This window comes from Nocardioides sp. W7, from assembly GCF_022919075.1.
In the GTDB taxonomy this organism is placed as follows: domain Bacteria; phylum Actinomycetota; class Actinomycetes; order Propionibacteriales; family Nocardioidaceae; genus Nocardioides.
The window spans coordinates 2,362,591-2,385,524 of record NZ_CP095078.1 but is presented as its reverse complement, the minus strand read 5'-3'; the positions used below and the strand labels follow the sequence as shown (position 1 = coordinate 2,385,524).

The window sequence follows — 22,934 nt, the reverse complement described above, 5'->3', positions numbered from 1 at the left end:
ATCGCCCGGGCGAACGGGACAAAATGATCGAGCGCGCGGGACGCGTGCCGTGCCAACCTCCCCGCCGTGAACGCACGACGATTCCTCATCCCCCTCGCCCTGTCCGGACTGCTCGGCACCTCGGTGGCCCTGACGCCCACCCAGGCCGCCCAGTCCGCCCCGGCCGCCCTCCCCTCCCTCGCCGACACCGAGTCCGGCAAGCACGCCGTCACCGGCACCGTCACCGACGGCCAGGGGCGCCCCCTCGAAGGCACCGTGTCGGTGTCCCGCCTGACCGGCTCGTACTGGAGCACCTTCCTCGGCGACCCGATCGCCGACGGGAAGATCGCGCTGGCCCTCGGCCCCGGCCAGTACCGATTCCACTTCGCCGACGCGGCGGACTCGACCCGCTGGGAGTACTACGACAACACCCAGGACTGGAACGCCTCGACGGCCGTGACCGTCACGGACACCGCCGTCGAGCTGAACCCGGTCGTGCTCGAGTCCCCGCCGATGATCACCGGTCGCGTGGTCGACACGGGGGGCCGTCCGGTCGCCGGCGTGGACGTCCGCGCATTCGCCGCGACCGCGCCGCACGGGGGCTACTACAGCACCGTCTCCCGCCCGGACGGCACCTTCCGGTTCTCACCGCCCGCCGGCGCGTGGAAGCTCCAGCTCTCGGACTACCGCGAGCGCTACGCCAGTGAGTGGGCCGACGACTCCGCGAGCCACGCGGCGGGACGCACCGTCGCCTTCGACCGGACCGCCGACGTCTCGGTGGGCGACCTGACGGTGGCGGCCGGCGGCTCGATCGGTGGTCGGGTGACCAGCGACGGCGGGACACCGCTGCGCCGCGTCCTCGTCACGGCGTACGACGCCGACGGGCGCACCGTGTCGAGCGACTACACCGACCGCACCGGCACCTACGTCGTGCCGCGCCTCACCGACGGGCCCTGGAAGCTGCGCTTCGTCGACGACTACAACGAGTACGGCGCCGAGTGGCTCGGCGACGCGACCAGCCCGGAGGCCAGCACCCCGGTGAGCGTGGTCGGCGGAGCCTCCGTCGTGCTCGCGGACACCCTCCTCTCCGGCGGCGTCCGGCCCGCCCCCGCCGGAGCCGACCTGACCGGCGTGGTCCGCGACGAGCAGGGCCGGCCCGCCATGGGCGTCGACGTGCGCGCGTACTCCTTCCTCTCCGACGGCGAACCGCGCAACCAGGCCGAGTGGACGATCACCGACCGCGACGGGCGCTACTACTTCATGTCGCTCGACCGCTCCGGCCCACGGTCCTACAAGATCCAGGTCGAGGACTCGCGCACCCAGGACGTCGAGCTGTCCTTCCAGGACGCCTGGTACGGCGGCGGCACCGGCCGGACGGCGGCGCCGGTCACGGTCACCCCGGGCCAGGTCACGACCGGGGTCGACGTGTCCGTGACGCCCTGGGGCGGCATCCGAGGTGTCGTGACCGACGACGCCGGCCAGCCCCTCGACAACGTCAGCGTCTCCGTGCACGACAGCTCCGGGCGCTACGTCGACGACTACAACACCTACGACGGCGGCCGGTACGAGATCGAGGAGCTGCGGCCCGGGGTCCCCTACCTGCTGAGCTTCACCAGCTGGGACGGCCACGTGTCGGAGTGGTACTCCGACGCGTCGACGCCGGGTGAGGCCCAGCTGGTCACGCCCCGCTCGGGCGAGTACGCCACCGCGAACGTCGTGCTCGACTCGTCGCTGCGGACCCGCACCGCCCCCACGATCGGCGGCACGCCGCTCGTCGGGCAGCAGCTGTCGGCGAACCCCGGCCGGTGGAACGCGTCCGCGGGCGTGACGTTCCGCGTCGAGTGGCTCAGGGGCGGCACGGTGGTCGGCACCGGCCCGTCGTACGTCCTGACCGCGGCGGACGCCGGATCCAGCCTCCAGCTGCGCGTCGCCGCGTCGGCCCCCGACGAGGCCGGCGAGACCGGCGGGTTCACCGGCACGGCGACCTCGGCGCCGACCGGGCTGGTCCAGCATGTCTCCTCCACCCGGCTCACGGCGAAGGCCAAGCGTCGGACCGTGCGGCTCGCGGTCCAGGTCACCGCTCCGGGGGCCACCGGCCCGGTGGTGCTGCGCGACGGCTCGCGGGTCGTCGGCCGGGTCGCGCTGAAGGCGGGCCGGGCGAAGCTGACGCTGAAGAGGCAGAAGCGCGGCGCGCACCGCTACACCGCGTCGTACGCCGGCACCGCGACCGTCGCGGGGAGCACCGCCACGGCGGTCGTGAAGGTGCGCCGCTGAGAGATCAGTCGATCCGGTCCCCCGTCTCGAGGTCGGGATGGGCGTCCAGCCAGGGGCCGGCCACGTCGTCGCGGACCGCGGTCCAGAGCTGGTCGGAGAGCCGGCCGTTCAGGTGGACGACCGACTGCGCCCCCTCCCGACCGAGCCCGGCCACCGGGACGGTCAGGTAGCGGATGTCGGCGCTGCGCAGGTTGCGCAGCGAGGCGCTGAAGCTGAGGATCCCGGCCAGCGACCAGGTCTCGTCGACGGCGACGTGCTCGAGGACCTCGGACACGAAACGGGCCACCTGGTCGGGGTCGGAGCGCATCTCGGCGTGCAGGCCGTCCTGCATCAGGGTGCGCAGCACCGCCTGCTGACGCTGGACCCGGTCCAGGTCGCCACCCGGCAGCCCGTAGCGCTGGCCGACGTAGGCGAGCGCCTGCTCACCGTCGAGGAGGTGCTCGCCCGCCGTCCAGGTGATTCCGCGGACGCTGTCGACCACCGTCTCGGGCACCTGCACCCGGACCCCGCCGACCAGGTCGGTCAGGGCCCGGAAGCCGTCCCAGTCGACGACGGCGACGTGGTCCACCCGGACCCGGGTCAGCGTCTCGACGGTCTCGACGGCGAGCGGCAGCCCACCGAGGGAGTACGCCGCGTTGATCTTCGCCCGGCCGTGCCCGGGCACCGGCACCCAGGAGTCGCGGGGCAGGGAGATCACGTGAGCGGAGCGCCGGTCCGCGGCGACGTGGACCAGCATCATGGTGTCCGAGCGCTGCTCCCCCGCCACCCAGGCGTCCGCCTCGGCAGCCGCACCGGTGGTGGGCACCTCCGAGCGCCGGTCCGTGCCCAGCAGCAGGATGTTGACGGCCTCTCCGGCCGGGCCGGTCGCCCGCACCGGGCGGTTCTCGAGACCGACGAAGGCCGGCTCCGTGTGCCGCACCTCGGGGATCTTCGACTGGGCCCAGACCAGGGTGCCCGAGATGACGACGGCGATCGCCGCCGTGCAGACCAACAGCCCGACCAGCGCCTTGCGGTCGCGGCGCCGGTCGTCGGGCTCCCTGCGTCGCATCCCGCCCCCCGTCCGTCGGCCTCCCTGTCCTTCGGAGACTGCGACGGCGCGACCGGGTCGGGCGGGGATCGGGCGGTCAGTTCCCCGAAAGAGGGCACGCCGGGGCCGACCGGCCCACGGCCGGGGCGGGTGACGGAGGTCGGGTCACGGCGCTATCGGGTGCGCGCGGGCCGGCACGCGCGGAACGCGTGCGTCTCAGCTCAGTTGGGCTTCGTCATCGCGATCTCTCCGCGCCGCGCAGCGCCACGAGCTCCGAGACGGCGGTGCGCGCAATCGGCTCGTGCGGCTTCGGTCGGCCGAGCGGACCCGGCCTGACGACGTGCACCACGCCGGGCAGGTCGAGCCCGGCGAGGCGTGCGTCGTACTCGGGATTCGCCGAGTCGGGCGCCCAGATGTGGTCGAGGCCGTTCGCCTCGAGGAAGGCACGGTAGTGCGCGGCGAGCTCCGGGAACCGCGCGTTGAAGACCGAGTAGTCGGCCCCGTCGACGAGCTCGCCGATCGTGACGTCGTCGGGCAGTCCGTGGAGTTCGCGATACGGGATGCCGTGGTACCGCGCGAGCTCGAGGGTGCGCGAGTCGTACGAGAGCACGACCGCCGGCACGCGCGCGAGGATCGCCGCGATCGCGCCGTGGATGCGGGTGCCGAACGCGAAGGAGAAGTCGCGCAGGTAGTCGACCCAGGTGCGCGCATCGACGAAGAAGCGGATGCGGTCGTCGCGGTAGAGAGGGTGGCCCGAGCCGAGCGGTCCGCGGCCGTCGTAGTCGTCGGGGTCGACGCCCTCGAGCAGCAACCGCAGCCGGTGGTGCTCCTGCGCCACGAACTCCAGGCGCGGGAAGTCGGCGACGCTGCGGTCGACGAGCGACTGCATGCCGTTCGTGTAGGTGAGGTCGATGCGGCTCGACGCGTCGACTCCGCGCGGCTCGATGCCGAAGCCGTCGACGCTCGTGAACAGCGACGGGCAGCCGATCACGTCCACGAGTGGTTGCGAGAACCCGAGCTGCGCGAGGTAACCGGCCGTGCGCTCACCGCGCACGCCGATCGACGTCGAGCGGTCGAGCACGGCTCGCACGAACCGGGTCACCGACGCGTCGAGGTCGGGCCCCGCATCCGGTCGGTCGGCATCGAAACCCATCTGCGCCCCGACGCCGACGACCACGACGGGGATGTGCAGGCGCTCGATGAGGCTGGAGTAGATGTCGAGCTGGGGGGCGAAGCCCGGGCGGAACGCGTTCGCGAACGGCAGCACGAGCCGGTCGAAGCGCTCGTCGATGTAGCCCGCCATCCGCGAGACCCTCTTGATGTTCTGGAGGTTCTGGAGCACGAACCCGTCGGTGACGACCTCCGCGCCCGGCACGCTCACGGTGCGGTGCACCGCCGACGAGAACAGCAGGTTGCCGGCATTCGCACCGAACACGCCCCTCTTCCCGACGGCGAGGCTGCGCTCGGGGCTCAGCACCTGGAAGGGGCTCTTTCCGGCTCGGAGCAGGATGCGCGACATCGACGGGGAGCCTACCCGGGCGCGGGCACGCCGAGATGCCGGCCGACGGTGCGGGCGACAGCTTCGGTGCGGTGTCGGTGCTCCCGGCGCGCTCGGGGGCGTCTCGAACCCGGCGAGCCGTACGGCGGCCTCGACCACCGCTTCGGGGGCCGCGAAACCCTGTGCTCACGAGTGCTGGGGATAACCCGCTTCCGGGGCCGGAAAGTGTCGGTGGGATCGGCTGGACTCGAGTCATGTCAGCGATCGCCTCGCCTCCGCACCCGGTCACGGGCCTGCTGGTGCGCACCGGCGAGAACCTCGCCGCGATGCGTGACGCCTGGTTGCCCTCGCTCTCCGCGGAGGAGACCGGACGGGCGCTGGTCGAGACCGACCGGCTGATCACCCAGCTGACCGAGCTGCAGGCCCGCCTCGCCGCGCACGCCGACGCCGTCGACCTCCCCGGACCCACCGGCGCCACCTCGACCGCGAACTGGCTCGCGGTCCAGACCCGCCACACACGGACCTCGACCCACCGACTGACACGACTCGCCGCAGCCCTCGACCGCGACCTGTACGCACCCGTCCGGATCGCGCTCGCCGACGGCGCCATCAATCCCGACCAGGCCCTCGTCATCGCCGACGCCGTCGACGCGCTGCCCGACGAGGTCTCGGCCGAGGTTCGCGTCCAGGCGATCAGCGTGCTGCTGGAAGAGGCGGCCCACCACGACGCCAACGATCTACGCCGCCTCGGGAAACGGATCCTCGACGTCGTCGCCCCCGAGACCGGCGAGGCCCACGAAGCCGGACTGCTGGCCGCCGAGGAAGCCCGCGCGATGGCCACCACCCGGTTGACCATGACCGACGACGGACACGGCACCACCCACGGCCGGTTCCAGCTCCCCACCCTGCACGGCGACCTCCTGCGCAAAGCCCTGACCGCGATCGCCGCCCCCAAGCACCAGACCGCCACCCACGGCCCCCGACCTGCCGGTCAGGGGCGCCGACCCGGGCCCGAGCGGCTCGGCCGCGCACTGTGCGAGCTGCTGGAACGCCTCCCCGCCGATCACCTGCCACAGGCCGGCGGAATGAACGCGACCCTCGTGGTCACCATGACCCTCGACGACCTGAGACGCGACACCGCCGTCGGGCAACTCGACACCGGCCACCGCCTCTCCGCCGGCGCCGTGCGCCGACTGGCCTGCGAGGCCGGCATCATCCCCACCGTCCTCAACGGCAAGTCCGAGGTCCTCGACCTCGGACGAAAACAGCGTCTCTTCAGCAAGGCCCAGCGGACTGCCCTAACGCTCCGTGACGGCGGGTGCACCGCAGACGGCTGCGACTGGCCACCGGCCCTGTGCCACGCCCACCACCACGACCCCTGGAGCCACAGCGGCCCCACCGACCTCGACAACGCCCGGCTCCTCTGCCCACGACACCACACCCGCGCCCACGACCCGACCTACCAGACCCGACACCTGCCCGGCGGAAAGGTCGCCTTCCACCGGCGGACCTGAGGAGACTCCTACGCCGAGCGGGGGGCGTACATGATGACTGCGACCCCCACCAGGCAGACGAGCGCGCCCACGACGTCGTACCGGTCCGGTCGGAAGCCGTCGAGGACCATCCCCCAGGCGAGCGACCCGGCGACGAACACCCCGCCGTACGCCGCGAGGATCCGGCCGAAGTGGGCGTCCGGCTGCAGGGTCGCCACGAACCCGTACACCCCCAACGCGATGACGCCCGCCCCGATCCACGCCCAGCCGCGGTGCTCGCGCACGCCCTGCCAGACCAGCCAGGCACCGCCGATCTCGGCGACCGCGGCCGCGAGGAACAGGGCGAGCGAGCGCAGCGTGTCCATGGGCGCATCGTCCCAGGTGCCGAGCCCGGCCATGGGAACTGCCCGGGTCGGGTGGTGCCCCCGGCAGGACTCGAACCTGCGACCGGCGGATTAGAAGGCCGCTGCTCTATCCAGCTGAGCTACGGAGGCGGGACGGCAGACAATACAGCCGACCGAACTGCGGAGGGCGTGGGTGCCACCCAGTCGGGCAGCAGCCCCGGCCGCCGTCAGCTGCGGTGTCGCCAGCACGTCCGGTCGGCCGCAGGGACACGGTTCTGGCACGGACCCTTCGACGTCGGCTCGCCGCAACGGTGCACGAGCACCGGTTGCGGCCCCGCGCCGCCGGCTGCATCGCCGAACCCGAGCCGTTCCGGTGCCGGGGTACGCGGCCCAGCCTCGGCGCCGAACGAGAGCAGCGTGAGGATGTCGTCGGCCTGGTAGAGCGGTGACTTGCGGTACTTGCCGGTCGCCGACGAGAGGATGCGGACCTCCTGCAACTGCTGGACCAGCTTCTCCGCCCGGCGCAGCGACAGCTCGAGGTGCTCGGCCAGGAACCTCGCCGAGACGACCGGGTTCTCGATGATGAGGTCGACCGCCCGGTGCAGGGCAGCATCGGAACGCACCCCGGCCGTCGCGGCCCGCCACCGGTCGTGCAGTCCCGTGGCCGCGTCTGCGAAGTGCTCTGCGGCCGCCGTCGCCGACTCCACATAGACCAGGAAGCGAGCGACGTAGTCGTTCAGGGCCGGCGCACGCTCGTTCCCGTCGTACCGGTAGCTGGTCAGCGCACTCACATAACCCGCCACGTCGTTGCGCAACGCCGTGGACAACGCGATCACGCCGCCGTCGATCAACCCGGCACGCTTGAGCACTCCGTGCACGAGCGCCCGGCCCACCCGCCCGTTGCCGTCCTCGAACGGGTGGATGGTCTCGAACTGGGCATGGATGACCGCCGCGAGCACGACCGGTAGGTCGCCAGAGGTGTTCGCGTACGCCAGGAGGTCCTCCATGTACGACTGAACCGTCGACCCCGGAGGGGCCGCGTAGTCCGCATTGAGCTTGTTGGTGCCGCCGATCCACACCTGGTCACGGCGGTACCCCGCTGGCTGCCATGGCAGCAGGTCGTGCTGGATACCCCACAGGTGGCCGTGCTCCCACTGACCCGCGCCCAGGACCGCGACCGCGTCCTTCATGGCAGCGACGTTCCGGACGATCTGGGTGGCGGTCTGCGTGGCGGCCTCGTCGCTGATCTGGGCAACGGCGATGTCGCGTGCGGTCGCACGAATGCCCTCGATCCACGATGACGAGATGGCCTCAGAACGCAGCGTCGTCGAGTACAGCACCGGCAACGGATTCGCCCTCAGTCGACCACCCAGCCTGGCCAGCGCGGTGGAGACCTCGGCCGCGTGCTCGAGCACCTCCGGTACCAAGGTGTTCGCCACTGACGCGAGCCGGTCGGGGTGGTACCGCAGGTAGCTGCCGCCCTGTCGCTCGGCGCGCGTCGTCCCGGCGTAGTCCGGAGGGACCGGCACCCGTTCCCAGTGCGCCATGACTCACCTCCGACCAGATGGGCGAATAGTCATACTACTATTGTTCGCCGATCTACGCCTCGCCGGACGGCGAGGCGTGCCTGGGACTTCGTCCCTCCTCCACCAGCGGAACCCACTGGTCCAGATAAAGACCACCAGATTCATTCAGTAAGTACACTCGTGCGATGACCCGGAGCCCGCGGCCCGACTTCCTCGTCATCGGCGCACCGAAGGCCGGGACGACGGCTCTCCACTCCGCACTGCGACAGCACCCCGAGGTGTTCACGACCACACCGAAGGAGCCGAAGTACTTCCTCTGCGACGACGCCCCGCCCCCGGACTGGCGCGGCCCGGGCGACCGGCACTCGCAGCAGGAGTGGATCTGGCGCTGGGACCAGTACGAGCGGCTCTTCGAGCCCGCCGGCCGCGAGCAGCTGCGCGGGGAGAGCACGCCGTTCTACCTGTGGAGCCGCAGCGCCCACCAGCGGATCGCCGAGCGGCTGCCCGACGTTCGCCTGATCGCCGTGGTGCGCGACCCGATCGACCGCGCCTACAGCAACTGGATGCACCTGTGGTGCGACGGACTGGAGCCGGTCGGCGACTTCGAGGAGGCCTTCGCGCGCCAGCAGGAGCGGATGGCGGACGGCTGGGCGCCGTTCTGGCGCTACGCCGGCCTCGGGCGGTACGGCGAGCAGCTCCAGCACCTCTACCGCTACGTCGATTCCGAGCGGGTCCTGGTGATGCGCTACCGCGAGCTGGTCGACGACCCGCGGGCGGCGGTCGACCGGGCCTGCACCTTCCTCGGCATCACGCCGGGCCTGGTCGACGAGATCCCCCGCGACAACGCCCGGGCGTACGTCGAACCCGGGTGGCGACCGCAGCTGCTCGGACCGGTGGTGCGGGCCGGCGCCCAGCTGGGCCGGTTCGCGCCGCCCCAGGTGTGGCGGCGGGCCAGCGTGCCCCTGGTCGCCGCACTCAGTGGCGGCGACGAGACGCACCGCCCCAAGCTCGCCGCGGAGGCCCGCGAGCGGCTCCTCCCCCACTTCGCCGACGACATCGCCCTGCTGGCCGAGATCACCGGCGAGGACTTCGGCGACTGGCTCTCGCGGGAGAGCCGAGGCTCGTTCCTCCAGCGCCGGCAGGCGGTCAGCGAACCAGCGTGACCAGGTCGTGCGCGCCGTCGGGGCGCGCGGCCTCGACGTAGAAGCGGGTGCGGCCGTCGGGCAGCGGGACGGCGGCGGCGTAGCGGAACGCGCCGTCGGAGTGTGGCGAGACGATCGACCCCACGGCGTCGTCCGGGACCAGGCGCTCGCCGTCCCAGCGCGCCAGCCCGGTGGTCTCGTACCAGTTCGAGGCGGCGTCGGCCCGGCCGTCGTACAGCACCGTCAGCGGGTCTCGGCCGACGACGGCGGTGACCCGGGCGCCTCGGGCGTCCCAGTGCCCCGGCCGGCCCGCGAGCACCTCGCCGCGGTCGGTCCACACCAGCCCGTCGGCGCTCGTCAGGTGGCGCGTGGTCATCCGGTCCTCGTGGCCGGGGTCCTCCAGCGGGTGGCAGCACAGCCACAGGTCCCACCCGCCGTCGGGCGACGGCTCGATGACCGGGTCCTTGACGGCGACCCGGTCGTCGCCCGCGAGCACCACGGCCCGCTCGCCCGTCGGCAGGCCCTCGACCGTCGAGGCGGTGATGCTGTCGACCCACCAGTGCTTGGACCCGGGCGTGGCGCACGAGAGGTAGAGCCGCCAGCCGATGCCCGGCACGGGCACCAGCACCGGCCGCTCGAAGGACTCCGCACCGAACTCCTCGCGGCTCACCTCGGCGACGACCTCGAACGTCTCGCCGTCCAGCGAACGGGCGACCTGGACGGCGACGCCGCGACCGTCGGTCAGCGGCCGCCGGACGCGCCAGGTCAGCCAGAAGACGCCGTCGACGAGGACGGCGCTGGCCGCGCCCGCCCAGTTGCCGGGTCCGGCATCGGGGGCGGGTACGACGACGCGGACGTCGTCGTACGACGGGATCGGCAGCGCCTGGACGGTCATGGGTCCGAGAATAGTCGATCGAGGCGGTCGACTTCGGGGCTCAGGGCTTCCGCACCCGTCGCTCGCTGTCGGGTCGCATCCCGTTATCGATGCCCCACAGCACCGCCTCGGCCCGCCGGCCCACGCCGATCTTGCGGTAGGCCTTGCGGATGTGGGTCTTGACGGTGTTGATCCCGAGGTAGACCTGCCGGGCGATCTCCTCGTTGCTGTAGCCCTGGGTGATCAGCGCCAGCACCTCGGCCTCGCGGTCGGTGAGCCCGTGCTCGCGGCCCGGCCAGGTGCCGAGGCTCTCCTCCGACTCATCGAGGTCCGGAGCGACCTGCTCCCCCGCGTGCACCCGCTCGATCAGGTCGACGAGCTCGTCGGCCGTCACGGACTTCGCGATGTAGCCGGCGACCCCGCTCTCAAAGGCCCGCTTGACGAGCTCGGGCTGCACGTTCCAGCTGAACGCGACCACGCGCTTGGCCAGCCCCCCGCCGATCTCCTCGACGTCGATGCCGTCGGCCTGGACCTGGCCGAAGGTGTCGTAGAGCAGCACGTCGACCGGCGTCACCAGCGGCACCCCGCTGTCGAGCTCGACCACCTCGACCCGGTCGGCGTACGGCGCCAGGGTCGCTGCCACGCCCGCCACCACCACGGCATAGTCGTTCGCGATGGCCACTCGCACGGGACTGCTCATCCCCGGAGAGTAACCCGCCGGGTCGCCTCAACCCGAGCGGCGGGCGCGCTCCTCGTAGGCGACCCGCGCCTCAGGGTCCGCGCTCGCCAGCACGCTGTCGGCCCGGGTCAGTCGGGCCATCGCGTCCTGGACGCGGCGGGGCAGCACCTGGGTCGCCTTGGTCAGCCCCTGGGTCCAGCGCGGCACCCACAGCTCCGCGCGGGGCCGGCGCAGCGCCGACTCGATCACCCGCGCCACGTCGTCGGCGCTCACCGGTCGCACGCCGCGAGCGGCCGGCACCCCGGCCGCCAGCTCCGTGCGGACCACGGTCGGCAGCACCATGGTGACGTCGACGCCGTACGGCGCCAGCTCGGAGCGGATCGCCTCGCTGAAGCCCACGGCGGCGAACTTCGAGGCGGAGTACGTCGCCCCGTCGGCGACGGCGATCCGCCCGACGGCGGAGGCGACGTTGATGAGGTGGCCGTGCCCGCGCTCGACCATGCCGGGCGCGACCGCCTTGGTGCCGTTGATCAGTCCGTGCAGGTTCACGTCGACGATCGCGCGGGCCACCTCCTCGGACTCATCGAGCACCGAGCCGAGCGGCATGATCCCGGCGTTGCTGACCAGCGCGTCGACCGGGCCGAGCGGCGCCACCTCCTCCAGGAACTCCCGCCAGGACGCCGGGTCGGTGACGTCGAGCGCCGCGACCCGCACCAGGTCGCCGTACGCCGCCGCCAGGTCGCGCGCCGGCTCGAGGTCTCGGTCGCCGACGGCGACCCGGGCGCCCTGGCGGGCCAGCCGCTCGACGGTGGCGCGGCCGATGCCGCGGGCCCCGCCGGTGACGATGACGGTCATGGCGCTGAGGTCGCGAGGCGTGGTCACCCGCCGAGCATCATTCAGACAGGAATCCCTGTCAATCTTCTCGACGACCGGTCGCTGTGAGAGGCTCGAGCGCGTGGCAGTGCAGTCGGGGACCTACCGGGGCGTGAGCGCGCAGGAGCGGACCACCGAGCGCCGCGGGCGGCTGCTCGCCGCCACCCTCGAGGTCTGGGCCGCCTCCGGACAGCGGGTCACCATGACCCGGATCTGCGCCGAGGCCGGCTTGACCGAGCGCTACTTCTACGAGAGCTTCCGCAACCTCGAGGACGCTCAGACGGCCGTGCTCGAAGCGATCGCCACCGAGATCGAGGCCGTCACGCAGGCCGCTGCCGACGACGCCGGCGCCGACCCGGCCGCGCGGATCCGCGCCTCGGTCCACGCCTTCGTCGAGCTGGTCGCCGCCGACCCGCGCAAGGGCCGGGTCGCGATCGTCGAGGCCGGCGCGCTGCCGGCGCTGCGCCCTCGTCGTACCGCCCTGCTGCGGCACTTCGCACAGCGGGCCGCCGAGGAGGCCCTCGAGCTGTACGGCGCCGACGGCTGGGGCATCCGCAACGGCCAGGTCGCCGGCCTGCTCTTCGTCGGCGGCGTCGCCGAGCTGCTGACGGCCTGGCTGGAGGGCGTCCTCGACGCCACCACCGACGAGCTCGTCGACGCCGCGACCGCGATGTTCGTCGGGATGCACCGATGAGCACCGCGCCCACCGACCTCCTCGGCACCTGGGCGCTGAGCCGCGAGGTCGACGACCGGCTCGCCGGCGAGACGCGGCAGGTCGACGGCACCGCAACCCTCACGCTCCTCGCGGACGACCACGTCCGCTGGAGCGAGGAGGGCACCATGCGCTGGGCGGACCACGAGGTGCCGGTCGAGCGGACCCTCGACGTGCGCCGTGACGAGGCCGGCACGTGGCTCGTGCACTTCGCCGACGGACGGGTCTTCCACCCCTGGGCGGTCGGCGAGCAGGTCGACCACCCGTGCTCCCCGGACCACTACCGCGGACGGATCGACGTCGCGCCGGACCGGCAGAGCTGGACCGTCACCTGGCACAGCACCGGCCCCGCGAAGGACTACGTGCTGCGCACCCGGCACACCGCGCTCACCGCGCTCATCGATCCGGCCTGACGACCCGGCTGCGGTCCGGCTGGAACCCGTGCTGCACGCCCCAGCCCACAGCCTGGGCCCGACGGGTGACCCCCATCTTCCGGTAGGCCGTGCGGATGTAGGTCTTGACCGAGTTGATGCTGAGGTACGAGCGCTCGGCGATCTCCTGGTTGCTCAGCCCCTGCGTGATCAGGGCGATCACCTCCGCCTCCCGCGCGGTCAGGCCGTGGTCACGACCCGGCCACCGGCCGACGACGTCCTGGACCTGCTCGGCCCCCTCGTGGACGACGAGCTCACCCGCGTGCACCCGCTCCAGCGCGTCGACGATCTCGGCCGCGCTCAGCTCCTTGGAGAGGTACGCCGAGGCGCCCTTGGCCAGCGCGCGCCGGACCAGCGCCGGGTCGGTGTTCCAGCTGAAGACCGCGACCCGCGCCGTACTGTCGCGCACCAGGTCCTCCAGGTCGATCCCGTCGCCCTGGACCTGCCCGAAGGTGTCGTAGAGGATCACGTCGACCTCGCTCACCACTGGCAGGCCGGTGTCGAGCTCGACGACGGCGATCCGGTCGACGTACGGCGCGATCAGCGCGGCGACGCCGGCCACCACGATCTCGTAGTCGTTGACCACGGCCACCCGGACCGGTCGGGGTTGCGACATGCACGGATCCTCACGTGTGGGCGCGCCTCCCCGGACGGACGGACCCGACGCGGTAGGAAGAACCTCGCCCCGCACAGTATGAGTGTGCGGGGCCTTTCGCGTCCCCGCCCGGGTCAGCCGGCGGCGTACGCGTCGATCTCGCCGAGCACCCGCGAGCGGACGTCCTCGGGCGCGAAGGAGACCCGCACGGAGGTGCGGGCGAGCTCCGCGACGCCCGCCTCGTCGAGGCCGAGCAGGTCGGCCGCGACCTCGTACTCCCGGTTCAGTGTCGTCCCGAACATCGGCGGGTCGTCGGAGCCGATCGAGATGGTCACGCCGGCGTCGCGGAACGCCCGGATCGGGTGCTCGGCGAGGGTGGCCACCGCGCGGGTGGCGATGTTCGAGGACGGGCAGACCTCCAGGGGTACGCCGGTCGCGGCCAGGTGGGCCAGCAGCTCCGGGTCCTGCGCGGCGGAGGTGCCGTGCCCGATCCGCTCCGCTCCGAGCAGCCGCAGCGCGTCCCAGATCGTCTGCGGGCCGGTCGTCTCGCCGGCGTGCGGGACGCAGTGCAGCCCGGCCGCCCGGGCGGCGTCGAAGTGCGGCTGGAACTGGGGTCGCGGCACCCCGATCTCCGGGCCGCCCAGGCCGAAGCCGACCAGGCCCTCGGTGGGGTGCCGCAGGGCGTACTCGAGGGTGTGGTCGGCCCCCAGCTGGCCGAACTCGCCCGGGATGTCGTAGATCCAGCGCAGCACCAGCCCGAAGTCGCGCTCCGCGGCGACCCGGGCGTCCTCGAGAGCCTCGGAGTACGCCTCGATCGGCATGCCGCGCGTGTCGTCGTCCGGGCGCACCGAGGTGAACGGCGTGCAGGTCAGCTCGGCGTACCGCAGCTGCTGCTCGGTCGCCATCTCGCGGGCGATCTCGTAGGTGAGGTAGCGGATGTCCTCGGGCGTGCGGACCAGCGCCACCACGGCGAGGTAGACCTCGATGAAGTGGGCGAAGTCGCGGAACTCGTAGAACCGTCGAAGGTCGTCGAGGTCCGCCGGGACGGTGCCGGGATGGCGGGCGGCCAGCTCCTGGACGATCCGCGGCGAGGCGGACCCGACGTGGTGGACGTGCAGCTCGGCCTTCGGGAGGCCGCGGATGAAGTCGCCGATGCTCCTGGTCACCTTCCGCAGCGTGTCAGCCGAGGGCCTCGACCAGCGAATTCGCGATGTCCTCCGTGCTGCCGCTCACCGGCTCGCCGTCGAGGAGCACCGTCGGGGTGCCGCGCACCCCGGCGTCCTGCGCCGCCTGGGTGGCCGAGTCGACCCACTCGCGCTGGGCCAGGTCCTCGATGCCGGGGCGTACGGCGTCCTCCTCGGCACCGGCGTCGACGGCCAGGCTCACCAGGGTGTCGTCGTCGAGGCCGTCCTCGCTCCCGGAGGCCTTGTCGTAGTTCTGGAACAGCAGGTCGTGGTAGCGCTTGGCCACCTCGGGGCCGGCCTCCTCGAGGACGACCTTGAAGGCGTTCGCCGCGCGCATCGAGTAGTCCGTGAGGAAGCTGACCGTGCGGAACTCGACGCGGACGTCGCCGGCCTCCGCGAACCGCGCGAGGTCCTCGCGGGTCCGCTCCTCGAGGTCCGCGCAGTGCACGCAGTGGAAGTCCTCGTAGATGATCACCTCGCGCGGGGCGCCGTCCGGGCCGATGGTGAGGCCGTACTCGGAGCCGGCAGCGGGGGCGGTGACGTCATCGCTGGTGTCGTTCGCGCGCATCCACAGGAACCCGGCGACCAGGGCCACGACGAGCACCCCGACGACGCCGCCCACCATCAGGTTGCGGCGGCGTGCCTCCTCGCGCTGCTGCTCGCGTACGGCGGCGGCCGCGCGCTCGGTTCGGCTCGTCTGGGCACTCTTCTTCGACATCGGGGTCTCGCTTCGGTTCAGCGGGCGGGGGTCAGGGGACGAAACAGCAGGGAGTCCAGGGCCAGGCGGGTGCGGGGCCAGCGGACCAGGTAGAGGGAGACGAGCAGCAGCACGGAGTCGCGGGCGATCTCCCACGGGTACTGCGACGAGGCGTCCGGGTCGTACCCGCCGCCGCCGAAGCAGCCGCAGTCGATCTGCAGCCCGCGGGCCCAGGCGCTCGCGATGCCGATGATGAAGACCACGAACAGCAGCGCCGAGAGCACCGCGGCACCCCGGGTGAGCACGCCGAGGACCAGCGCCACCCCGACGACCACCTCCAGCACCGGCAGCAGGTAGCCCACCGGCTCCACCAGGCTCTCCGGCAGCAGCTCGTAGGCGCGGACCGCCTCGACGCTCTGATAGGAGTCGCCGAGCTTGAGCGCGCCGGCCCAGATCCAGACGCCACCGGTCACCAGTCGTGCCACCAGGCCGAGCCATTCCCTCACGGGCACGAGCGTAGGGCCCGAGCCTGAGCCGGGACTGAGAGGCGAAGGTCCCGAATCGGCATGACCTAGGGTGGCTCCTCGTGAACGAGAGACTGGTCTGGATCGACTGCGAGATGACCGGGCTCGACCTCGGGGCCGACGCCCTGATCGAGGTCGCTGCCCTGGTCACCGACTTCGACCTGAACGTGCTCGGCGAGGGCGTCGACATCATCATCAAGCCGCCTGCCGAGGCGCTCGACCAGATGGGTGACTTCGTGCGCACCATGCACGAGAAGTCCGGGCTGCTGGCCGAGCTGGAGAACGGCGTACCGATGGCCGAGGCCGAGGAGCGCACCCTGGCCTACATCAAGGAGCACTGCCCCGACGGCAGCCGCCCGCCGCTGGCCGGCAACACCGTCGCCACCGACCGGTCCTTCCTGGCCCGCGACATGGCGAGCCTCGAGCAGTTCCTGCACTACCGGATCGTCGACGTCTCCTCCATCAAGGAGCTCTCGCGCCGCTGGTTCCCCCGCGCCTACTTCCAGTCCCCGGCCAAGCGCGGCAACCACCGCGCGCTCGCCGACATCCAGGAGAGCATCGAGGAGCTGCGCTACTACCGCGAGGCCGTCTTCGTCCCCTCCCCGGGGCCCGACAGCGACGCCGCCCGGGCGATCGCGGAGAAGCACGGCGGCTCGCTCACCGGACTCACCGCCCCCGATTCCGCTCCTGGCAGCTGATTCCCCTAGACTTCTCTCCGGTCCCGGCCCCGTCCGGACGACCGTGGTGGGTATAGCTCAGCTGGTAGAGCGCTGCCTTGTGGTGGCAGATGTCGCGGGTTCAAGTCCCGTTACTCACCCCAACAGACCGAGCCCCTGACCTGGATGACAGGTCAGGGGCTCGGTGCATTTCGTCTCAGGAGTCGAAGCCCAGGCCCAGCCGGTCGAGGGTGCGCAGCCACAGGTTGCGGCGGCCGGTGGCGTCCTCGCGGGCCAGCGCCCAGCGGGTCAGGTTGATGCCGATCCAGGCCAGCGGCTCGGGCGGGAACGGCAGCGGACGGCGGCGCACCATCCGCAGCCGGGTGCGCTCGGTCGGGCGGCCGTCGACGAGGTCGAGCAGTACGTCGGCCGCGAACCGGGAGGCGCCGACGCCGAGTCCGGTGAAGCCGGCGGCGTACGCCGTGCGGCCGCGGTGCGCCGTACCGAAGAAGGCGCAGAAGCGGGTGCAGGTGTCGATCACGCCGGCCCAGCGGTGGGTGAAGCGGATCCCGGCGAGCTGGGGGAAGGTCGCGGCGAAGTTGCGCTCCAGCACCGCGAAGGTGGCCTCGCGGTCCTCGTGGCCGGCCTCGATCGAGCGGCCGTAGTGGTAGATCGCGTCGTAGCCGCCCCACAGGATCCGGCGGTCCGGGGTGATCCGGTAGTAGTGGAACTGGTTGCCCGAGTCGGAGATGCCGACCGCCGGGTCCCAGCCGATCGCGGCCAGCTGGGCGTCGGTGAGCGGCTCGGTGGCCAGCACGTAGTCGTAGACCGGGACGGTGGCGTAGCGCAGCCGGCGCAGCGGGCCGGGGAACGCGTTGGTCGCCAGCACCACGCGGCGGGCCCGGACCGTCGCGTCGTCGGTGGTCGCCACGACCCCGCCCCCGGCGGACGTCAGCGTCAGCAGCCGGGTGCCCTCCGCGAGGACCGCGCCCTGCCGCTCGGCCGCGTCGGCCAGTCCCCACGCGAGTCGGGCCGGGTCGACCAGCGCGCACTCGTCGGGGGTGTGCCGGCCGGCGAGGTACGTCGGCGAGTCGACGAGGGCGCGGACCGCGGACTCGTCGAGGAACCCGGACGTGCCCGGCTCGAGGTGCTCGATCTCGTGCGGGCGGGTCGCGACGGCGAGCGAGCCGCCGCGGACGAAGCCGCAGTCGATGTCGTAGCGGCCGACGGTCTCCTGGATCGCGTCGAGGTTGCGCAGGCCGAGCTCGTGCAGGGCGTCGTACTCCTCGGGCCAGCGGGTGCGGCCGTTGCCCTCCCCGTGGGTCAGGCTCGCCTCGCAGAAGCCGCCGTTGCGGCCGGTGGCGTGCTCGGCGATCCGGTCCGCCTCGACCAGCAGCACCCGAGTGCCCGGGTCGCGCTCGACGGCGCGCAGGGCGGTCCAGAGCCCGGTGAAGCCACCGCCGACGACCAGCAGGTCGACCTCGCGCTCCCCCGTCAGCGGTGGACGCGGGGCCGGGCGGAGCGGGGTGTCGAGCCAGAGCGGGAGGGTTGTCGGCACGGGAGGATCCTAGTGACCTCGGCCGATTGTCTGACTATAGTCAGACATATGTCCGACGCCACGTCCGTCCTCCGCCGGTTCAACCGCAGCTACACCCAGCGGATCGGAGCGCTCGACGACTCGTTCCTCGGGCTCGGGCTGCCGCTCGGGACGGCGCGCGTGCTGTTCGAGACCGGCGAGGGCAGCGGCGTCCAGGAGTTGCGCGAGCGGCTCGGGCTGGACTCGGGCTACCTCAGCCGGGTGCTGCGCCGGCTCGAGGACGACGGCCTGGTGACGGTCGCGGCCGACCCGGAGGACCGGCGCCGTCGGCGGGTCACGCCGACGGCGGCGGGTCGTCGTACCCTCCGGACCCTGGACGACCGCTCCGAGGACCTCGCCGCCCGGCTCCTGGAGCCGCTCACCGAGCGCCAGCGCGGCCGGCTGACCGACGCCCTCGCGACCGCCGACCTGCTCGTCCGGGCAGCGACCGTCTCGCTGGACGTCGTCGACCCGGCCACTCCCCCGGGCCGGCTGGCCATGGGCAGCTACTTCGCCGAGCTGGACCGCCGCTTCCCGGGCGGCTTCGACCCGGGCCCCACCGATGACGTGTCGTCGATGACCGCGCCCACCGGGACGTTCGTGCTCGCCGTCAGCGACGGCGCGCCGGTCGCCTGCGGCGGCGTGCAGCGGATCGCCGAGGGGGTCGGCGAGATCAAGCGGATGTGGGTCGACGACGCCTGGCGCGGCGCCGGCCTCGGCGCGCGGATGCTGCGCCGCCTGGAGGCCGAGACGCTCGACCTCGGGTACGACGTCGTACGCCTCGACACCAACCGGTCGCTGACCGAGGCGGTGGCGATGTACGAACGGGCGGGCTACCGCGAGATCGAGCGCTACAACGACAACCCGTACGCCGAGGCGTTCTTCGAGAAGAACCTCGGCCGAGTCAGCACCAGTAGCGCTGACTCGGCCCACGATTCGTGCTGACTCGGCAACGGGGTGAGGCTCAGGTGACGACGGGCAGCCGCACCCGGAACGTCGTCCCCTCGCCGACCGCCGACGTCACCGCCACCGAGCCCCCGTGCTTCTCGACGATCCCGCGGGCGATGGAGAGCCCGAGGCCGCTGCCCTGGATGGCGTTCTTCTGCGCCAGCTCGGAGCGGAAGAAGCGGGTGAACAGGCGGGGCTGCTCGGAGACCGGGATGCCGATGCCGGTGTCGGCGACGCTCAGCTCCGCGAAGTCGCCGAGCACCTCCAGCCCGACCGCGACCGTGCCGTCGTCGGGGGTGAACTTCACGGCGTTGCCGACCAGGTTGACCACCACCCGCTCCATCAGGTCGCGGTCGCCGTGGAAGGGCACCGGCTCCTCGGGCAGGTCCAGGGTCATCTGCAGCCGACGGGACTTCAGCACCGGCGCCACGACGGAGTAGCCGCCCTCGACGGCGGTGCGCAGGTCGAAGGCCCGCTCGGATCCCCCGAGGCCGGTGTCCTGGACCCGCGAGAGTGTCAGCAGGTCGTCGATCAGGCCGAGCAGCCGGTCGCTGTTGCTGGAGACCCGGCGCACCGCATCGCGCTGCGACTGGCTGAGGTCGCCGTACGAGCCGTCCTCGAGCATCTCCAGGTAGCCCAGGATGCTGGTGATCGGGGTCCGCAGCTCGTGGCTGACGCTGGAGACGAACGCGTCCTTGACCGCGTCGACCTCCCGCAGCCGCTCGACGGCCTGCTCGAGTGCGTTCTGGGTCCGCAGCCGCTCGGTGACGTCCTCCGAGGTGCTGACGTAGCCCACGACGTGACCGCGCTCGTCGGCGATCCGCGAGAGCGTCATCGCGTGGCTGCGCTCCTCGCCGTCCTTGCGCAGGAAGCCCATCTCGGTGGCCACCAGGTCGCGGTCCATGATCGCATGGGCGACCTTCTTGAACTCGGCGTCGACGCCCAGCTCGTCGGCCTTGCGGGCGATCGCCTCGTCGGAGTGGAACATCAGCGTGGGCAGTCCCAGCACCTCCTCGCGGGCATAGCCGAGCAGCCGCTCGGCGCCGGGGTTGAACAGGGTGATCCGGCCGAGGTCGTCGGTGCCGATGATCGCGACGCCCTGGGTGCCGTCGACGACGTTGCGCATCCGGTCACGCTCCGCCGCCGCGCTCCGCGCGGTCTCGAGGTGTACGCCGGCGCGCAGCATCAGCGGCACCACGATGACCGCGCAGGTGGCCGCGAAGGCGGCGAGCAGGATGCCGCGAGCGTCGACGGACATGCCGTACTCGGTGGGGACGTCCGCGAACGGTCCCCAGCCGAGGGTGGTCATGCCGATGGCGAAGGCCAGTACGGCGACCATCTGCAGCAGTGCCTCGAAGGGCGCCATCCGGAAGGCGCTCCACGCCAGGATCGGCACCGCGAGGAAGACCAGGGACGGGAAGTCGTGGGGCAGGAAGACCAGCGGCGTGACCACCAGGATCGACGCCCACTGCAGGGCCCGCTCCCCCGGGCCGGCCGACGGGCCGTGGTCGGGGAGCAGGGCGAACAGCGGGATCACGCAGAGCTGGCTGGCCAGGTGGGCCGAACCGAGCGCCAGCGCGACGACGCCCGGGTCGCCCCAGTCGGCCACGGCTGCGGTGAGCGCACCGGCGACGGCCGCGAGCACTCCACCCGCGCCGGAGGCGCCGAGGTAGACCCGCAGGTCGTGGTCGGTGCGCAGGCTCAGTGGTCCGGTCCGGCCACGCGTCAGGATCCACCAGACGAGGGCGGTCTCGGCGGCGATGCCGGCGGCGTACCCGGCCGCCACCTCGACCGGACGGCCCGACAGGATCGTGACGAAGGCGAGCACCAGCACCGCGGCGAGCACCCCCAGCACCTGGCGGCCGCGCGCGAGCAGGGCAGCACCGGTGGCCAGGCCGACCGGCCAGATGCCGATGACCCACCCGTCGTCGGGCGCAGCTCGGACCGCTGTCACCCCGAAGAGACCCACGGCCACGAGCAGCAGGAAAACCCGCGCTCCTGAGGACCGAATCACTGCGCACCCCTCCTGAGCGCGAAACATCGCGTCGATCCAAACACACCCCACCCCAGGGTCCGGCGCTCATTTTCGCGGTTCGCGGCCCTGAATGGATTCACTGGGCTAGTCATCTACCGTGGGTCGGTGAGCAGCGACACGAACACGGACAGCACCAGCAGCCGGCGGGAGTACGACGTCGTCGTGGTCGGAGGCGGCCACAACGGCCTGGTCTCTGCCGCCTACCTCGCCCGAGCCGGGCTGTCCGTGCTCGTCCTGGAGCGGCTCGACCACACCGGCGGGGCGGCGGTCTCCGCGCAGGCGTTCGCGGGCCACGACACCCGGCTCTCGCGCTACTCCTACCTGGTCTCGCTGATGCCAGAGCGGCTGATGGCCGACCTCGGGCTCGACGTCGCCCTGGCCTCGCGCACGACCGCGTCGTACTCCCCCTGGCTCCGCGGCGGCGTCGCCGGCGGCCTGCTGGTGGAGCGGCCGGAGGGCAGGCAGACCCGCGAGTCGTTCCGCGAGCTCACCGGCGACGAGGCCGAGTACGCCGCCTGGACCCGCTTCTACAGCGGGGTCGGTCAGCTGGCCGAGGTCGTCGCGCCGACCCTGCTCGAGCCGCTGCCGACCGAGCGCGCGATCCGCGACCGGGTGGACGCCGAGATCTGGCGCGACGTCGTCGAGCAGCCACTGGGGGCGACGATCGAGCAGCGCTTCCGCGACGACCTGGTCCGCGGCGTGGTCGGCACCGACGCGCTCATCGGCACCTTCGCCTCGCTCCACGACCCGTCGCTGATCCAGAACCGATGCTTCCTCTACCACCTCGTCGGCAACGGCACCGGCGAGTGGCGGGTGCCCGTGGGCGGCATGGGCGCGGTCACCGACGCGCTCGCGAAGGCGGCCGTCGAGGGCGGCGCCGAAGTCCTCACCTCGGCCGGCGTCAGCTCGATCCGCACCTCCCCCGACGGCAACGGCGGAGCCGAGGTGACCTGGCACGGCGGGGGCACCTCGCACACCGTCGGGGCCCGGTTCGTGCTCGCCAACGTCGCGCCCTGGGTGCTCGGCATCCTGCTCGGCGAGCCCGAGGACCCGGCCACCAAGCCGGTCGGCGCCCAGCTGAAGATCAACTTCCTCCTGGACCGGCTGCCCGAGCTGCGCTCCGGCCAGGACCCCGAGGTCGCCTTCGCCGGCACCCTGCACCTGGCGGAGGAGTTCAGCCGGCTGGAGACGGCGTACGCCGAGGCCGCTGCCGGTCGGGTGCCGTCGGTGCTGCCCGGCGAGGTCTACTGCCACTCGCTCACCGACCCCTCGATCCTCGGCCCGTCCGGCGCGGGCCGGCACACGCTGACCTACTTCGGCCTGCACACTCCCGCTCCGCTCTTCGACACCGACCCGGGGGCGGCGAAGAGCGCCGCGGTGACCCGCGCGATCGCCGCGCTCAACGAGCACCTGGTCGAGCCGATCGAGACCTGCGTGGCCCGCGACGCCGACGGCAACCCGTGCATCGAGGCCAAGATCCCCCAGGAGATCGAGGCGGACCTGGCCATGCCCGGCGGCCACATCTTCCACGGCGACCTGGAGTGGCCCTGGGCCCCCAACCGGTCCCGCCTGGAGACCCCCGCCCAGCAGTGGGGCGTGCAGACGAGCCTGGACGCCGTCCTGCTCTGCGGCTCCGGCGCCCGCCGCGGCGGCGCGGTCTCCGGCATCGGCGGGCACAACGCCGCGCAGGCGGTGCTGGGCCTGCGCTGACGCCGGTCGCCTCGATTTTTCCCGACCGCGACTCGCTGGTAGTGTTTCCATCGCTTCACCGGGCGCCATTAGCTCAATTGGCAGAGCAGCTGACTCTTAATCAGCGGGTTCGGGGTTCAAGTCCCTGATGGCGTACCAGATCAGCCCCTGACCAGCG

21 protein-coding genes and 3 tRNA genes are annotated in these 22,934 nt (G+C 72.5%); 10 read left to right on the top strand and 14 right to left on the bottom strand.

The features are described from left to right. Positions 1-66: 66 nt before the first annotated feature. Positions 67-2,253: a carboxypeptidase regulatory-like domain-containing protein gene (locus tag MUB56_RS11330; RefSeq protein WP_244931999.1), complete on the top strand. Its 2,187-nt coding sequence runs from the start codon at positions 67-69 to the stop codon at positions 2,251-2,253. Positions 2,254-2,257: 4 nt separating this feature from the next. Here the strand turns inward: MUB56_RS11330 and MUB56_RS11325 are convergent, their stop codons facing one another. Then, positions 2,258-3,301 carry an LCP family protein gene (locus MUB56_RS11325; RefSeq protein ID WP_244931998.1) on the bottom strand — a complete coding sequence of 348 codons (1,044 nt, stop codon included), beginning with the start codon at positions 3,299-3,301 and terminating at the stop codon, positions 2,258-2,260. Between the two features lie 214 nt (positions 3,302-3,515). Further along, positions 3,516-4,799, bottom strand: coding sequence for a polysaccharide pyruvyl transferase family protein (locus tag MUB56_RS11320; RefSeq protein WP_244931997.1), 1,284 nt, complete (start codon positions 4,797-4,799; stop codon positions 3,516-3,518). A gap of 233 nt (positions 4,800-5,032) precedes the next feature. On the opposite strand from MUB56_RS11320, the gene MUB56_RS11315 reads away from it, so the two are divergent. Beyond that, the gene (locus MUB56_RS11315; RefSeq protein ID WP_244931996.1) at positions 5,033-6,292 is read left to right on the top strand and encodes an HNH endonuclease signature motif containing protein; all 1,260 of its coding nucleotides are present in this window, start codon (positions 5,033-5,035) and stop codon (positions 6,290-6,292) included. An 8-nt stretch (positions 6,293-6,300) separates the two neighbouring features. Here the strand turns inward: MUB56_RS11315 and MUB56_RS11310 are convergent, their stop codons facing one another. The 3 genes from MUB56_RS11310 to MUB56_RS11300 form a co-directional block, all read right to left on the bottom strand. Beyond that, positions 6,301-6,636: a YnfA family protein gene (locus MUB56_RS11310; protein ID WP_244931995.1), complete on the bottom strand. Its 336-nt coding sequence runs from the start codon at positions 6,634-6,636 to the stop codon at positions 6,301-6,303. Positions 6,637-6,688: 52 nt separating this feature from the next. Further along, positions 6,689-6,765 (bottom strand) — tRNA-Arg (locus MUB56_RS11305). A 77-nt stretch (positions 6,766-6,842) separates the two neighbouring features. Then, positions 6,843-8,162, bottom strand: a complete 1,320-nt coding sequence (locus MUB56_RS11300) for a Fic family protein (RefSeq protein ID WP_244931994.1) — start codon at positions 8,160-8,162, stop codon at positions 6,843-6,845. A gap of 164 nt (positions 8,163-8,326) precedes the next feature. Here MUB56_RS11300 and MUB56_RS11295 point away from each other — a divergent pair, with 164 nt between their 5' ends. Continuing rightward, positions 8,327-9,304 carry a sulfotransferase gene (locus MUB56_RS11295; RefSeq protein ID WP_244931993.1) on the top strand — a complete coding sequence of 326 codons (978 nt, stop codon included), beginning with the start codon at positions 8,327-8,329 and terminating at the stop codon, positions 9,302-9,304. On the opposite strand, the gene MUB56_RS11290 is transcribed toward MUB56_RS11295, so the two are convergent. From MUB56_RS11290 to MUB56_RS11280, 3 genes are read right to left on the bottom strand one after another with little or no spacing between them, the layout of a single operon-like run. After that, positions 9,288-10,178: a hypothetical protein gene (locus tag MUB56_RS11290; protein ID WP_244931992.1), complete on the bottom strand. Its 891-nt coding sequence runs from the start codon at positions 10,176-10,178 to the stop codon at positions 9,288-9,290. The two genes, MUB56_RS11295 and MUB56_RS11290, sit on opposite strands and share 17 nt — an antisense overlap. Positions 10,179-10,218: 40 nt before the next feature. Continuing rightward, positions 10,219-10,857 (bottom strand): response regulator transcription factor, encoded by a 639-nt coding sequence (locus MUB56_RS11285; RefSeq protein ID WP_244931991.1) that lies wholly within the window; start codon positions 10,855-10,857, stop codon positions 10,219-10,221. A 27-nt stretch (positions 10,858-10,884) separates the two neighbouring features. Further along, positions 10,885-11,718, bottom strand: coding sequence for an SDR family oxidoreductase (locus MUB56_RS11280; protein ID WP_244931990.1), 834 nt, complete (start codon positions 11,716-11,718; stop codon positions 10,885-10,887). A gap of 73 nt (positions 11,719-11,791) precedes the next feature. Between MUB56_RS11280 and MUB56_RS11275 the strand changes: the two genes are divergently transcribed. After that, complete coding sequence (locus MUB56_RS11275) at positions 11,792-12,403, top strand: TetR/AcrR family transcriptional regulator (protein WP_244931989.1); 612 nt, start codon at positions 11,792-11,794, stop codon at positions 12,401-12,403. After that, positions 12,400-12,834 (top strand): DUF6314 family protein, encoded by a 435-nt coding sequence (locus MUB56_RS11270; protein ID WP_244931988.1) that lies wholly within the window; start codon positions 12,400-12,402, stop codon positions 12,832-12,834. Before MUB56_RS11275 ends, MUB56_RS11270 begins: the two co-directional genes overlap by 4 nt. Here the strand turns inward: MUB56_RS11270 and MUB56_RS11265 are convergent. The 4 genes from MUB56_RS11265 to MUB56_RS11250 form a co-directional block, all read right to left on the bottom strand. Continuing rightward, entirely contained in the window at positions 12,818-13,468 is a 651-nt protein-coding gene (locus tag MUB56_RS11265; protein WP_244931987.1) for a response regulator transcription factor, read from the bottom strand. The two genes, MUB56_RS11270 and MUB56_RS11265, sit on opposite strands and share 17 nt — an antisense overlap. Positions 13,469-13,581: 113 nt before the next feature. Next, the gene (locus tag MUB56_RS11260; protein WP_244931986.1) at positions 13,582-14,613 is read right to left on the bottom strand and encodes an adenosine deaminase; all 1,032 of its coding nucleotides are present in this window, start codon (positions 14,611-14,613) and stop codon (positions 13,582-13,584) included. A gap of 13 nt (positions 14,614-14,626) precedes the next feature. Continuing rightward, on the bottom strand, positions 14,627-15,349 hold the full coding sequence (locus MUB56_RS11255) for a thioredoxin domain-containing protein (protein ID WP_244931985.1): 723 nt from the start codon (positions 15,347-15,349) through the stop codon (positions 14,627-14,629). 17 nt (positions 15,350-15,366) lie between these two features. After that, the gene (locus MUB56_RS11250; RefSeq protein ID WP_244931984.1) at positions 15,367-15,834 is read right to left on the bottom strand and encodes a MauE/DoxX family redox-associated membrane protein; all 468 of its coding nucleotides are present in this window, start codon (positions 15,832-15,834) and stop codon (positions 15,367-15,369) included. Between the two features lie 80 nt (positions 15,835-15,914). Here MUB56_RS11250 and orn point away from each other — a divergent pair, with 80 nt between their 5' ends. Both orn and MUB56_RS11240 read left to right on the top strand, forming a co-directional pair. Beyond that, on the top strand, positions 15,915-16,550 hold the full coding sequence (orn, locus tag MUB56_RS11245) for an oligoribonuclease (RefSeq protein ID WP_280637400.1): 636 nt from the start codon (positions 15,915-15,917) through the stop codon (positions 16,548-16,550). A 46-nt stretch (positions 16,551-16,596) separates the two neighbouring features. Further along, positions 16,597-16,672 (top strand) — tRNA-His (locus tag MUB56_RS11240). 53 nt (positions 16,673-16,725) lie between these two features. Here the strand turns inward: MUB56_RS11240 and MUB56_RS11235 are convergent. Continuing rightward, a complete protein-coding gene (locus MUB56_RS11235) occupies positions 16,726-18,066 on the bottom strand; it encodes an FAD-dependent oxidoreductase (protein WP_244931983.1) in 1,341 nt (446 codons plus the stop codon). Between the two features lie 48 nt (positions 18,067-18,114). Between MUB56_RS11235 and MUB56_RS11230 the strand changes: the two genes are divergently transcribed. Further along, complete coding sequence (locus MUB56_RS11230) at positions 18,115-19,029, top strand: helix-turn-helix domain-containing GNAT family N-acetyltransferase (RefSeq protein ID WP_244931982.1); 915 nt, start codon at positions 18,115-18,117, stop codon at positions 19,027-19,029. Between the two features lie 19 nt (positions 19,030-19,048). Here MUB56_RS11230 and MUB56_RS11225 read toward each other — a convergent pair whose 3' ends face one another. Then, the gene (locus MUB56_RS11225) at positions 19,049-21,007 is read right to left on the bottom strand and encodes an ATP-binding protein (protein WP_244931981.1); all 1,959 of its coding nucleotides are present in this window, start codon (positions 21,005-21,007) and stop codon (positions 19,049-19,051) included. Positions 21,008-21,172: 165 nt separating this feature from the next. Between MUB56_RS11225 and MUB56_RS11220 the strand changes: the two genes are divergently transcribed. Together MUB56_RS11220 and MUB56_RS11215 are read left to right on the top strand one after the other, a co-directional pair. After that, a complete protein-coding gene (locus MUB56_RS11220; protein ID WP_244931980.1) occupies positions 21,173-22,777 on the top strand; it encodes an NAD(P)/FAD-dependent oxidoreductase in 1,605 nt (534 codons plus the stop codon). 62 nt (positions 22,778-22,839) lie between these two features. Then, positions 22,840-22,915, top strand: a tRNA-Lys gene (locus MUB56_RS11215). Positions 22,916-22,934: the final 19 nt, after the last annotated feature.

Bases quoted from the DNA above. Each gene is read 5' to 3' on its own strand.
- MUB56_RS11290 (WP_244931992.1), bottom strand. From the start codon at position 10,178: ATGACCGTCCAGGCGCTGCCGATCCCGTCGTACGACGACGTCCGCGTC.
- MUB56_RS11325 (WP_244931998.1), bottom strand. From the start codon at position 3,301: ATGCGACGCAGGGAGCCCGACGACCGGCGCCGCGACCGCAAGGCGCTG.
- MUB56_RS11265 (WP_244931987.1), bottom strand. From the start codon at position 13,468: ATGTCGCAACCCCGACCGGTCCGGGTGGCCGTGGTCAACGACTACGAG.
- MUB56_RS11285 (WP_244931991.1), bottom strand. From the start codon at position 10,857: ATGAGCAGTCCCGTGCGAGTGGCCATCGCGAACGACTATGCCGTGGTG.
- MUB56_RS11270 (WP_244931988.1), top strand. From the start codon at position 12,400: ATGAGCACCGCGCCCACCGACCTCCTCGGCACCTGGGCGCTGAGCCGC.
- MUB56_RS11255 (WP_244931985.1), bottom strand. From the start codon at position 15,349: ATGTCGAAGAAGAGTGCCCAGACGAGCCGAACCGAGCGCGCGGCCGCC.
- MUB56_RS11320 (WP_244931997.1), bottom strand. From the start codon at position 4,799: ATGTCGCGCATCCTGCTCCGAGCCGGAAAGAGCCCCTTCCAGGTGCTG.
- MUB56_RS11230 (WP_244931982.1), top strand. From the start codon at position 18,115: ATGTCCGACGCCACGTCCGTCCTCCGCCGGTTCAACCGCAGCTACACC.
- MUB56_RS11315 (WP_244931996.1), top strand. From the start codon at position 5,033: ATGTCAGCGATCGCCTCGCCTCCGCACCCGGTCACGGGCCTGCTGGTG.
- MUB56_RS11300 (WP_244931994.1), bottom strand. From the start codon at position 8,162: ATGGCGCACTGGGAACGGGTGCCGGTCCCTCCGGACTACGCCGGGACG.
- MUB56_RS11295 (WP_244931993.1), top strand. From the start codon at position 8,327: ATGACCCGGAGCCCGCGGCCCGACTTCCTCGTCATCGGCGCACCGAAG.
- MUB56_RS11310 (WP_244931995.1), bottom strand. From the start codon at position 6,636: ATGGACACGCTGCGCTCGCTCGCCCTGTTCCTCGCGGCCGCGGTCGCC.